The sequence below is a fragment of the Castellaniella sp. S9 genome, from assembly GCF_027257175.1.
Classification (GTDB): Bacteria; Pseudomonadota; Gammaproteobacteria; order Burkholderiales; family Burkholderiaceae_B; genus Castellaniella.
The window spans coordinates 128,427-141,466 of sequence record NZ_JAPFGD010000007.1; the positions used below are offsets into that span (position 1 = coordinate 128,427).

General features: G+C 67.8%; 8 protein-coding genes. 5 read left to right on the forward strand and 3 right to left on the reverse strand.

The window, feature by feature from the left end:
• Window positions 1-25: 25 nt before the first annotated feature.
• Window positions 26-2,881, forward strand: a complete 2,856-nt coding sequence (uvrA, locus tag OOZ48_RS12860) for an excinuclease ABC subunit UvrA (RefSeq protein WP_269498937.1) — start codon at window positions 26-28, stop codon at window positions 2,879-2,881.
• A 53-nt stretch (window positions 2,882-2,934) separates the two neighbouring features.
• Here the strand turns inward: uvrA and OOZ48_RS12865 are convergent, their stop codons facing one another.
• The 3 genes from OOZ48_RS12865 to OOZ48_RS12875 are packed head-to-tail and all read right to left on the reverse strand — an operon-like array spanning window position 2,935 to window position 5,663.
• On the reverse strand, window positions 2,935-4,062 hold the full coding sequence (locus tag OOZ48_RS12865) for a deoxyguanosinetriphosphate triphosphohydrolase (protein ID WP_269498939.1): 1,128 nt from the start codon (window positions 4,060-4,062) through the stop codon (window positions 2,935-2,937).
• A gap of 3 nt (window positions 4,063-4,065) precedes the next feature.
• Entirely contained in the window at window positions 4,066-5,151 is a 1,086-nt protein-coding gene (gene aroB, locus OOZ48_RS12870; RefSeq protein WP_442867590.1) for a 3-dehydroquinate synthase, read from the reverse strand.
• Window positions 5,152-5,156: 5 nt separating this feature from the next.
• A complete protein-coding gene (locus tag OOZ48_RS12875) occupies window positions 5,157-5,663 on the reverse strand; it encodes a shikimate kinase (protein WP_269499147.1) in 507 nt (168 codons plus the stop codon).
• Window positions 5,664-5,886: 223 nt separating this feature from the next.
• Here OOZ48_RS12875 and OOZ48_RS12880 point away from each other — a divergent pair, with 223 nt between their 5' ends.
• From OOZ48_RS12880 to OOZ48_RS12890, 4 genes are all read left to right on the forward strand, one after another.
• Window positions 5,887-8,325, forward strand: a complete 2,439-nt coding sequence (locus OOZ48_RS12880; RefSeq protein ID WP_269498943.1) for a penicillin-binding protein 1A — start codon at window positions 5,887-5,889, stop codon at window positions 8,323-8,325.
• A 1-nt stretch (window position 8,326) separates the two neighbouring features.
• Window positions 8,327-8,521: an LPS translocon maturation chaperone LptM gene (gene lptM / locus OOZ48_RS18555; RefSeq protein ID WP_442867586.1), complete on the forward strand. Its 195-nt coding sequence runs from the start codon at window positions 8,327-8,329 to the stop codon at window positions 8,519-8,521.
• Between the two features lie 70 nt (window positions 8,522-8,591).
• The gene (gene lysA / locus OOZ48_RS12885; RefSeq protein ID WP_269498945.1) at window positions 8,592-9,878 is read left to right on the forward strand and encodes a diaminopimelate decarboxylase; all 1,287 of its coding nucleotides are present in this window, start codon (window positions 8,592-8,594) and stop codon (window positions 9,876-9,878) included.
• A gap of 199 nt (window positions 9,879-10,077) precedes the next feature.
• Entirely contained in the window at window positions 10,078-13,017 is a 2,940-nt protein-coding gene (locus OOZ48_RS12890) for a putative bifunctional diguanylate cyclase/phosphodiesterase (RefSeq protein ID WP_269498947.1), read from the forward strand.
• The last annotated feature ends 23 nt before the right edge of the window (window positions 13,018-13,040 follow it).

The following is a 13,040-nucleotide window of genomic DNA, read 5'->3' on the forward strand; positions in this document are numbered from 1 at the left end:
TGAAAAACCTGAACCCCCACACGGCATGGAAGCCATACGCATTCGCGGCGCACGCACGCACAACCTCAAGAACATCTCGGTGGACCTGCCGCGGCGCCGGCTCGTGGTCTTCACCGGCCTGTCGGGTTCGGGCAAATCCTCGCTGGCGTTCGACACGCTGTACGCCGAGGGCCAGCGGCGCTATGTCGAGAGCCTGTCGGCCTACGCGCGGCAGTTCCTGCAGATGATGGACAAGCCCGACGTGGACGTGATCGCCGGCCTGTCCCCGGCCATCGCCATCGAACAAAAGGCGGCGGGGCACAATCCGCGCTCGACGGTGGGGACCGTGACCGAGATCCACGACTACCTGCGGCTACTGTATGCGCGCGTGGGCACGCCCTATTGTCCGGAACATGGTCTGCCGCTGCGCGCCCAGAGCGTCAGCCAGATGGTCGACAAGGTGCTGGCCCGGCCCGGCGAACACCGCATCGCGATCCTCGCCCCCCTGGCGCGGGGCGCCGGCGGCGACCTCGTCGCCGAATGCGCGCGGCTGCTGGCACTGGGCTACGTACGCGTACGCATCGACGGCGAGATCCTGGCGCTGGACCCCATGCCCGAGCTGCCGCCGGCCGGCGCGCACGACCTCGACGTGGTGGTGGACCGGCTGCGGGCGCGGGCCGACAGCCGCCAGCGCCTGGCGGAATCCTTCGAGACCGCGCTGGAACTTGCCGACAGCCGCGCCATCGCCCTGGACCTGGACGACGGCACCGAACAGGGTTTCTCCAGCACCTATGCCTGTCCGGTGTGCGCGCACGGGCTGGCCGAGCTGGAGCCGCGCCTGTTCAGCTTCAACAACCCGGTCGGCGCCTGCCCTTCCTGCAACGGCCTGGGCACGGTCGAGTCCTTCGACCCGCAACGCGTCGTGGCCTTCCCCGAACTGAGCCTCGCGGGCGGCGCCATACACGGCTGGGACCGGCGCAACGCCTTTACCCACACCATGATGCGCAGCCTGGCCACGCATTACGGCTTCGACCTCGAGACCCCCTTCGAACGGCTGGACGAGGACCTGCGCCGCAAGATCCTGCACGGATCCGGGACCGACGAGATTCCCTTCCTGTACCTCGGCGCCGACGGGGCCACCTCGGTGCGCCGGCACGTCTTCGAAGGCGTCATACCGAACCTCGAACGGCGCTGGCGCGAAACCCATTCCAGCGCAGTGCGCGAGGAACTCGGAAAATTGCGTCATACCACCGCCTGCCCGGAATGCGGCGGCGCGCGCCTGCGTGCCGAGGCCCGCAACGTGCTGATCGGCGACGACCCCGGTCCGGGGGAACGGCGCGGCCTGGCCATCTACGAGGTCGAGGCCCTGTCGCTGGCCGACTGCCGGCGCTGGTTTCGCGACCTGCCGCCGCACGGCGCCCGCCGCGAGATCGCCGAGCGCATCGTGCACGAGATCAACGCGCGCCTGGATTTCCTGGACGACGTGGGCCTGGGCTACCTGACGCTGGACCGCGGCGCCGACACGCTGTCGGGCGGCGAGGCCCAGCGCATCCGCCTGGCCAGCCAGATCGGCTCGGGCCTCACGGGCGTGATGTACGTACTGGACGAGCCCTCGATCGGCCTGCACCAGCGCGACAACCACCGCCTCATCCACACCCTGCAGCAGCTGCGCGATCAGGGCAACAGCGTGATCGTGGTCGAACACGACGAGGACATGATCCGCGCCGCCGACCACATCCTCGACATGGGGCCGGGCGCGGGCGAGCACGGCGGCGAAGTGATCGCCCAGGGCACGCCCGCGCAGATCGCGGCATCGCCCGCCTCGTTGACCGGCCAGTACCTGTCCGGCCAGCGGCGCATCGCCATCCCGTCCCGCCGGCCCGTCACCGAGGACCAGGCCTGGCTGCGCATCACGGGCTGCCGGGGGCACAACCTGCAGGCCGTCGATCTGGCCATTCCCGCGGGACGCCTGAGCTGCGTCACCGGTGTCTCGGGATCGGGCAAATCGACCCTGATCAACGACACCCTGGTCGCCGCCATGGCGCGCGCCCTGCACCGCACGCAGGCTGAACCGGCCCCCTACGGCCGCCTCGAGGGCCTCGAAGCCTTCGACAAGATCATCAGCGTGGATCAAAGCCCCATCGGCCGCACGCCGCGCAGCAATCCGGCGACCTACACCGGCCTGTTCACCCCGATCCGCGAGCTCTTTGCCGGGGTGCCGGAGGCGCGCCTGCGCGGCTACGACCCGGGGCGGTTCTCGTTCAACGTCAAGGGCGGGCGCTGCGAGGCCTGTCAGGGCGACGGCGTGGTCAAGGTCGAAATGCATTTCCTGCCCGACATGTACGTCCCCTGCGAGGTCTGCCAAGGGTTGCGCTACAACCGCGAAACCCTGGACATCCGCTACCGGGGGCGCAACATCAGCGAGGTCCTGGACCTGTCGGTGGCCCAGGCGATGGACTATTTCGACGCCGTGCCGGCGATCGCGCGCAAGCTGCGCACCCTGGCCGACGTGGGACTGTCCTACATTCGCCTGGGCCAAAGCGCGACGACGCTGTCGGGCGGCGAGGCCCAGCGGGTCAAGCTGTCGCAGGAACTCTCGCGGCGAGGCACCGCCCGCACCCTGTACGTGCTGGACGAGCCCACCACGGGCCTGCACTTCGAGGATATCGCCGTTCTGCTCGGCGTACTGCAGCGCCTGGTCGATGCCGGCAGCACGGTGCTGGTGATCGAGCACAACCTGGACGTCGTCAAGACGGCGGATTGGGTCGTGGACCTGGGCCCCGAGGGCGGCGCCGGCGGCGGACGCATCGTGGCCCAGGGCACGCCCGAGGCGATTGCCGCGCACCCCGACAGCCATACCGGCCATCACCTGCGCGCGGTGCTGGACCGCGCCAAAGGCTGAACCCCATTCGCACACGCCGGCGGGACGGCCGCAAGCAGTGCCGGGGACTGCCGTCAGTCCATCACGAAAATCGCGCGATGCTCGCGGATGGCGTAGCGATCGGTCATGCCGGCGATGTAATCGGCGATGGCGCGCGCCTGGGCAACCGGGTCTTCGCGACGGTACTCGTCGGCCAGCAAGCGGGGATCCTCGATGAACGCCTGGAACAGATCGCGCACGATGCGCCGCGCCTTGGCGGTCATGCGGATGACCTGGGAATGGCGGTACAGATTGTCCAGCAGGAATTTCTTCAGGGCGTCGGCCTGGGCGCGTATGCCCTCCGAGAACGCCGCCAGCGGCGGACCGGCGCGCACCTCGTCGACCGATGACGGGCGCAAATCGGCGATGCGCGCCTGCGTCTGGTGCGTCAGGTCGAGCACCAGCGTATTGATCATCGCACGGATGACCTCGGACACCAGGCGTTTTTGTTCGGCGTTGGGGTAGCGGCGGCGCACCTGTGCGTAATGCACGGCGAAGATTTCCAGGCGCTGCAGCTGCTGCACCGTGATCAGGCCCGAACGCAGGCCGTCGTCAATGTCATGATTGTTGTAGGCGATCTCGTCGGCGAGGTTGGCCAGCTGGGCCTCCAGCGACGCCTGGGTGCCGTTCAGGAAACGCTCGCCAACCGCGCCCAGCAAACGCGCGTGGCGTCGGGCGCAATGCTTCAGGATGCCCTCGCGCGTCTCGAAACACAGGTTCAGGCCGTTGAAGGCGGCGTAGCGCTCCTCGAGCTCGTCGACCACGCGCAGGCTCTGCAGATTGTGCTCGAAGCCGCCCGCCGCCGGCGCGAAGGCCCGCATGCAGGCGTTGAGCTCGTCCTGCCCGGCATGGCCAAAGGGCGTGTGGCCCAGATCATGGGCCAGGGCGATCGCCTCGATCAGGTCCTCGTGCACCCCCAGGTTGCGGGCCAGCGACCGGGCGATCTGGGCCACCTCCAGGCTGTGGGTCAGGCGCGTGCGGAACAGGTCGCCCTCATGGTTGAGAAAGACCTGGGTCTTGTATTCGAGGCGCCGGAAAGCATTGCAGTGGATGATGCGGTCGCGGTCCCGCTGGAAGGCATTGCGCCCGACAGGCGCGGGCTCGGCATGGACACGGCCGCGCGAGGCGTCCGGATGGCAGGCGTAGGCTGCCAGCGCCTGCACGGCTCAGCGGCCCTCGATGAGCCGCCCCGACGCCAGCAGGGGGCGGACCAGGTCGTCATCGACCCCCTGGACGTCGGCCCGGCCGAGCGCGGGCAGCAGCACATAGCGGATCACGCGTCCTTCGACCTTTTTGTCGACACGCATGAGATCGAGCCAGCGGTCCACGCCCAGATCGGGGGCGCGCACCGGGCAGCCGATCGCCGCCACCAGGCTACGGATGCGTTCGACCACGGCGGCGTCCAGCCCGCAGGCCCGGACCGACAGTTCGGCGGCCATCACCATGCCGCAGCCCACCGCCTCGCCGTGCAGCCACTGGCCATAACCCAGGCCCGATTCGATCGCGTGGCCGAAAGTGTGGCCGAAATTCAGGATGGCGCGCAGGCCCACGTCCCGTTCGTCCCGGGACACCACCCGGGCCTTGATTTCGCACGAACGGCGGATGGCGTGGCGCACGGCCTCGGGATCGAGCGCGCGCAGGGCCTGCGCATGCGCCTCGCACCAGTCGAAGAACGGCGCATCGGCGATCATGCCGTATTTGATGACCTCGGCCAAGCCGGCGGAAACCTCGCGCGGCGGCAGCGTGGCCAGCACGTCGGTGTCGATCTCGACGGCCAGCGGCTGGTAGAAGGCGCCGATCATGTTCTTGCCCAGCGGATGATTGATGGCGGTCTTGCCGCCCACCGAGGAATCCACCTGAGCCAGCAGCGTCGTAGGCGCCTGCACGAAGCGCACGCCGCGCATGTAGCAGGCGGCGGCAAAGCCGCAGACGTCGCCCACCACGCCCCCGCCCAGCGCCACCAGCACCGCCTTGCGATCGAGCTGGGCAACCAGCAGGGCGTCGAAGATCCGATTGAGGGTTTCCCAGGTCTTGTGGCCCTCGCCGTCGGGCAGCTCGATCACATGCACGGGCTTGCCCGAGGCGGCCAGCGCGGCGCGCGCACGCGTGCCGTATAGGGCGGAAACCGTGTCATTCGTGACCAGCGCGACGGCCGTGGCGTCGTCCGGGATGCTGTGGGCCAACTCATCGAGCCGGCCGGCCGCGATATGGATCGGATAAGCCCCCCCGGGGGTGTCGACCCGGACCTGGATGTCGCTCAAGGTGCATCCCCCTGGGCCTGGTAGTCCAGCAAGTGCGGCAGCAGGCTGCGCAATACTTGCGAGGCCGGCATATGGCCGGTGTCCAGCGTGATGTCGGCCACGCTTTCGTACAGCGGTTCGCGCTGGGCGATGAGTTCGGCGATGCGCTGGCGCGGGTCCGAGGTCTTGAGCAAGGGCCGGTTGCGGTCGCGGGCCACGCGCCGGAAGAGCTCGTCCACCCCCGCGCGCAGGTACACCACGAGGCCGCGCGACTTGAGGATTTCGCGGTTCTCGGGCGCGAGCACGGCGCCTCCGCCGGTGGCCAGCACCAGGCCGGGACGCTGCGAGCACTCGTCGAGCAGCGCGGTTTCGCGCTTGCGGAACCCGGCCTCGCCCTCGATGTCGAAGATCAATGCAATACGGACCCCGCAGCGGGCTTCCATCTCGTGATCCAGGTCGAGGAACTTGCGCCCCAACGCATGGGCGAGCTGCCGTCCGATCGTGGTCTTGCCCGCGCCCATCATGCCCACCAGGATGATGGGCGGCGACGCGCCGGCGCCCGATGCGGCGGCGCGCCCGGCGTCGTGTCCTTCGGAATCGATGTCCATGAGGGATAAAGTGGCTTTCATTTTGCGTGTATTATCGCATTAGCGGCCCGGCAGCCGAGGTGCGGCCCGCATCATCCGGTTACATTGACTCCGCGCACATTTTCTGGCCCGACACCGCTTGGGCTTAAAATCGCCCCTGATGAGCTCTCAGAAACAATCCTCCTCCGCATCGGCGCCGTCGCGTTCCTGGCTGTCACGCTTCATCCTCAAGTCCGTGGTCTTCGTGGCCGGCCTGGGCCTTTGCGGGGCCCTCCTGGGGACGCTCGCCCTGGCGCTGGCCTGGCCGAACCTGCCCGACCTGAGCGCGATGATCGACTACCGGCCGCGGGTGCCGCTGCGCATTTATACCTCGGATCACGTCCTGATTGGCGAATTCGGCGAGGAACGCCGCAATGTGCTGCGCTTCGACGAGATCCCGGACATCATGAAATCCGCCATCCTCGCCGCCGAGGACGACCGCTTCTACCAGCACGGCGGGATCGACTGGGCCGGCGTGCTGCGCGCGGCGATGGCCAACATCGTCAACATGTCCAAGTCCCAGGGGGCCAGCACCATCACCATGCAGGTGGCGCGCAATTTCTACCTGTCCTCGGAAAAGACGTACACCCGGAAATTCTACGAGCTGCTGCTGACCTTCAAGATCGAGGCCACGCTGACCAAGAACGAGATCCTCGATCTGTACATGAACCAGATCTTCCTGGGACATCGGGCGTACGGCTTCGCCGCGGCCAGCCGCACGTATTTCGGCAAGCAGCTCTCGGACATCACCGCGGCCGAGGCCGCCATGCTGGCGGGCATCCCGAAGGCGCCCTCGCGCTTCAACCCGATCTCGAATTTCAAGCGGGCCAAGGGACGGCAGGCCTACGTGCTGGGACGCATGCGCAATCTGGGCTACCTGACCGAGGACGAATACCAGCAGGCGCTCGCCCAGCCCATCGAGATCAAGTCCGCCCCAGGCACGCCCACGGGCCGCTACGCCGTGCACGGCGAATATCCGGCGGAGCTCGCCCGGCAACTGCTCTACGGGGTCTACCAGGACGACATCTATTCCCGCGGCTTCAACATCTACACCACCATCCATTCCAAGGACCAGGAGGCCGCCTACCAGGCGCTGCGCGAAGGGGTGCTGGACTATACGCGGCGCGCGCCCTATCCGGGCCCCGAGGGTTCGGTCGAATTGCCGGACGGCATCGAGTCCCAGGCCGAGGCCTTCGACGAGATCCTCGACGCCGTACAGGAAAAGTACCCGGACAACGGCGACCTGATCGCCGGCGTCGTGCTGGCCGCCGATGCCAACGGCGTCAAGGTCGCCCGCAGCGCCTCCGAAATCATCGACATCACGGACAAGCGGGCCTTGCGCGTGATCGCCCGCGGCCTGACGCCCAAGGCCAAGCCCGAGCTGCGCATCGATCGCGGCGACGTCGTCTACGTGCACAAGCGTCCGGAATACTGGGAACTGATCAACAAGCCCACGGTGCAGGCGGCGCTGGTATCGGTGCGCGCCCAGGACGGCGCGGTCATCTCCATGGTCGGCGGATTCGACTTCGAGGAAGGCAAGTTCAACCGGGTCACGCAGGCCTGGCGCCAGCCGGGCTCCTCCTTCAAGCCCTTCATCTATGCCTCCGCACTCGAGCGCGGCCTCACGCCGGCGACCCAGATCTCCGACGAACCGTTCTCGCTGACCGCCGAGCAGACCGGATCCAAGGCCTGGAACCCCAAGAACTACGGCCGCACGTACGAGCCCATGCTCACCATGCGGCAGGGCCTCTACAAGTCCAAGAACATGGTCTCGATCCGGATCATGCAGGCGGTCGGCCCCCAGTACGTCCAGGATTACGTGACGCGCTTCGGCTTTGACCGCTCGCGCCAACCCGCCGTGCTGCCCCTGGCGCTGGGCGCGGGCAGCGTCACGCCGCTGCAAATGGCCGGCGGCTATGCGGTCTTCGCCAACGGCGGATACCGGGTCCCGCCCTACCTCATCGACCACGTGACCGACAGCGCCGGCAAGGTGATCATGCGGGCGCGGCCCACCGTGAGCGGCGACACCCTGGCGCGCGCCATCGATCCGCGCACCGCCTACGTCATGGACGACATGTTGCGCGGCGTGGCGACCTACGGCACCGGCGCCCGGGCGCACCGCGAGCTCAAGCGCAACGACATCGGCGGCAAGACCGGCACCACCAATGATTCGCAGGACGCCTGGTTCGCGGGGTTCACACCCAAACTCGTGGCCGTCGCCTGGATGGGCTTCGACCAGCCGAAGTCCCTGGGGTCGGGCGAGACCGGCGGCGGCGCCGCCCTGCCGATCTGGTTGAACTACATGCGCGTCGCCCTCGACGGACAGCCCGAGATCCCGCCGGGCCCCATGCCCAGCGGATTGTCGCGCATCGACGGCGAGTTCTACTTCAGCGAATTCCCGCCCGGCACCGCCATCGCCCGCGTCGGCCTGCCCGCACCGGGCGACTCGGTGGCAGGCGCCGCCCCCATGGACGGCATCGGCAACCTGCTCGACCAACTGGGTGTCGGTGGCGGCGGGACCGGCAACAGCGACACCCAACCGACCCGCGTTCCATTCTGACATGCGCATACTGCTACGCCACTTCGCGCGCCGCGCCGGCCCGGCCGCCCTTCTGGCCCTCCTTCTTTCAGCCTGCGGCATGAAAGGGCCCCTGACCCTGCCGCCGCCGCCCCCACCGGATCCGGCACTGGCCGCGCCCCCCTCCGTGGCGCCGGCCGCGCCCCCCGCATCCGCCGCCCCCACCGCCCAGCCATAGGAACGCGCCGGTGCCGCGCGAGGCCCCGGAACCGCGCCGACAACCCCTAGCCCGGCCACAGGACACGCCCATGACCGTCGCCCCGCAATTCCAGTTCAAGAACGGCATCCTGCATGCGGAGGACATCCCGCTGCCCGAGCTGGCCGACCAGTACGCCACGCCCCTGTACGTCTATTCCCGCAGTGCCCTGCACGCCGCCTGGGACCGCTATGCGCGCGCCATCGCCGGGCGCAACGCCCTGATCTGCTACGGCATGAAGGCCAACTCCAATCTGGCCGTGCTGCACGAGTTCCAGCGCCTGGGCGCGGGCTTCGACATCGTCTCCGGCGGCGAGCTGTCGCGCGCGCTGGCCGCCGGCGCGGACCCGGGGCGGATCGTATTTTCAGGCGTGGGCAAGCAGTCCTGGGAAATCCGGCAGGCCCTGTCGGCGGGCATCAAGTGCTTCAACGTCGAATCCGCCGCCGAACTCGAGCGCCTGGCCGACATCGCCCTCGAGATGGGCCTGCGCGCACCGGTGTCGCTGCGGGTGAACCCGGACGTGGACGCGCACACCCATCCTTATATCTCGACCGGACTCAAGGAAAACAAGTTCGGCGTGGATATCGCCGCCGCCCGCGGCCTGTACCGCCAAGCCATGGAACACCCGGGCCTCGAGATCGCGGGCGTCGATTGCCACATCGGCTCGCAGATCCTCGAGATCGCCCCCTACCTCGACGCCCTGGACAAGCTGATCGATCTGATCCTCGCCTTGCGCAATGACGGCATCGAGCTGCGCCACCTGGACCTGGGCGGCGGCCTGGGCATCCGCTACACCGACGAAACGCCGCTGGACCCGGCCGAGCTGCTCGGTCCGGTCTTTGCCACCCTCGAATCCCGCGGTCTCGCGCATCTGCAGCTGATCCTCGAGCCGGGGCGCTCGCTGGTGGGCAATGCCGGAGTGCTGCTGACCCGCATCGAGTATCTGAAGCACACGCCGGCGCGCAACTTCGCGATCGTCGACGCCGCCATGAACGACCTGATGCGGCCGGCGCTGTACGAGGCGTGGCACGACGTCGAACCGGTGGCGCCGCGCGCGGGTCAGACGAGTCATCGCTACGACATCGTGGGGCCCATCTGTGAAAGCGGCGATTGGCTCGCCCGCGAGCGCGAACTCTCGATCGAGCAGGGTGATCTCCTGGCGATCATGTCCGCCGGCGCGTACGCGTTCTCGATGGCCAGCCAGTACAATACGCGCCCGCGGGCGGCCGAGATCCTGGTCGACGGCGGCCAGGCCCACCTGATCCGGCCGCGCGAGTCCGTCGCCGATCTGTACGCCTCCGAGCGGATTCCGGCCCAAGGATCCACCGGCGGCACATGACGGCGGGCGCCACGCCTCGTCACCCCCCGGCCGGCCGCGTTGCGCCGACGACGCAGCCCTTCTGCGCGGCGCCACGACATTCTGGTCTACGCTCAGGCCAGGCCCCATAATGTGGGGGTAAAGAACTACAGAACACGGCCGTTTAACCCGTATCATGCCGGTTACGCCCAGAGGGCGGAAAAACCTTAAGTCCCGTCCTATGGCGCCCAGCAAACCACCTCTTGCCTCCACCCCCTCGCGGGTGGCGGATTTCTGTGGGCTGGCGGTGCGCCTGATCGCCTATTATCTGACCCCGCTGGCGATCCTGCTGGGCGTGGCGGTGGCGGTCCTCGTCCTGGGCAATCTGTATCCCGACACCGCCGGCACCCCGCTGGCGATCCGCGCCCTGCCCGATGCCTCGGCCCCCCCGGCCGGTCCCGCCGAGGCGCTCGACCTGCTGAACTCGACGCCCACGCGCTACAAGGCGGAACTCACGGCCAACGGCGAGCCGGCCTGGTTCCTGATTGAAATCCCGGCCGCCGCAGGCGGCACAGGCACCCCGATCCTCGGCATTCCCAATCCCTACGCACAGTCGCTGTTCTGCTGGGATGCCGGGGCAATGGCCAGCCCCGTCGGCGCCATGGTGGGCGATGTGACCAGCGGACAGCTCCATCGCAACCTGCACGGGCCGGTGATCCGCCTCGATGGCATCGAACGCCCCGGGCGCCTCGTCTGCGCGACCCGGCTCGCCGTCGCCGGCGACGTGTCGGCCACGCTCTGGAACGGCGCGGCGCTGGCCCAGTCCGTGACCCGGCTGTCGCGCGCCATCGGTCTGGTCGAGGGCGGGCTGCTGACCCTGGCTCTGTTCATCGCGATCATCGCCCTGACGAATCGCGAATGGATGTACATGCTCCTGGCCGCATGGCTGGTCGGCAACCTGCGGCTGGGCGCCTGGGTCATGGGGTGGGACATGCAGTGGGTGGGCCACGCCATCCCGGCGGACCTCATCCCCCTCCTGCGCAAGGCGACCGCCACCGCCTACTACATCCTCACCTACAGCCTGTTCCTGCGCCTGTTCGACCAAAGCCTGGGCGCCACCGCCCGCAAGCAGGTCCAGCGGGTCGGACGCCTCAGCAGCATTGCGCTCATCGTGGCCGCGCTGGTCCTGCCCTACGCCTGGTTCCAGCCCGTACTGTTCCTCGCGGCCTGGGTCGGTTCGGGCCTGATCACCGTCATGCTGCTGTATGCGTTGCTGCGCTCTCCTTCCAGGATCTGGCAGTGGCACATCGGCGGCCTGTGCCTGGCCATGGCGACCCTGCTCCTGGGCCTGGTGCTGTATGCCCTGGGCCTGGGCGACGGCATCGATACGCTGGCCGGGGCCATCATCCTGCTGCTGTCCAGCGTCATGGTCGCCCTGGGTGCCGCCGAACACATGCGCGAGGAACGCCAGAGCGGTTTTCGTGCGCGCAACGAGCTCATCGTCGCCGACGCCCTGGTGCCATTCGGCCTGTTCACGCTCAGTTCCGGCCATCTGTTCGAACACCTCAACGCCGCCACGCGCCAGAGCCTCGGGCTGGCCGACGGGCAAGACTACCGCGGCTTGCTCTGGACCGATTTCTTTCCCGCGCAGGACTGGCAGCAGGTGGCCCGGAACACCGAACTCGGCATCGAAACCGAAATCCGGATGCTCGACAATCTCACACAGCCCGGCCCGGCCCGCAGTTTCCTGCTGCGCGCGACGCTAGTGGGCGGCCGAATCGAGGGCTCGCTGCAGGACATCAGCGCACGGACCGAAACGATCCGCAAGCTGCGCCTGATGGCCGAGAACGACCCGCTGACCAATGCGCTCAACCGCCGCGGCATCGAAAGCGCCACCGAACAATGCATCACGCAACTGGTCAACGAGGGCAAGCCCTGCGCACTGGCGTTTCTCAGTCTCGACCACCTCAAGCACATCAACGACACGTTCGGGCACACCGCGGGCGACGAACTCCTGCAGATGGTGTGCGAACGCCTCAAATATTCGCTCAACGAAAGCCAGCGCCTGGGACGGGTGGGCAACGACGAATTCGTCATCCTGTTCCCCAACCTGCGCGCCAGCGAGGCGCGGCCCATCGGGCAGGACATCATCGACAGCCTGAACGGCTCAGCCCTGTACATCGGCAATCGCGCCTTTCAGATCAAGAGCGCGATGGGCATCATCGACATCCATCAGAACATGAATCCCAAGGATGCGATCTCGGCCGCCAGCCGGGCCTGCCGGGCCGCGCGCAAGCAGCACACGGAAATCATGCTCTACGAGGAAAACGCCAGCGAGCTCTTCGACCACATCGAGGAGCTGCGGCTGTTCGACCAGCTCGAGGAGGGCGGCAGCCCACGAGACATCTACCTCGAAATGCAGCCGATCGTCTCGCTCAGGCGCCCATTGCACACCCTCAACATCGAGATCCTGCTGCGTGCGCGCAGTTCGGACGCCACCAGCATCAGCACCACCAAGATCATCCAGGCAGCCGAGGAAAACGGCATGATCGGCACGATCGACAAATGGGTGCTGTCGGCCACGCTCGAGTGGATGGCCCGGCATCAGACCAAGCTCGCCCGCACGCAACAGGTCAACGTCAACCTCAGCGGCGTGTCCCTGAACGACGACAAGTTCATCGATGTGCTGTTCGGCATTCTGGGCCTGCATCCGCAGCTCACCCGCCGGCTGTGCATCGAAATCACCGAGGGCGTGGCGCTGCAGGACCTGGAACGCACGCGGCAATTCATGCGGCGCCTGCAACGCATGGGCGCCAAGGTCGCCCTCGACGATTTCGGTGCGGGCTATACCTCGTTCTCGTACCTGAAGGAACTGCCCGCCGACATCATCAAGATCGACGGCTCGCTGATCCGTGACATGATCCGCAGCGAAGCCAACATCGCCATCGTCAACAGCATCATAGAGCTGGCCCACAACCTGCACATGGAATGCATTGCCGAATGGGTCGAGGACTTCGAAACCCTGGAGACCCTTGCCAGGATGGGCGTGGACCACGTCCAGGGCCACGTCCTGTCGGCCGCGCGCTCGCCTTCCGAGATCCTGGCCAACGAGACCGTCCTGCCCCTGATCGCCGACGACCGGGCGCGGAGCTTCATCCAGTCCCTGGCCGACGAGGCTTGAACGGACGTGCCGCCGCCGGCGCA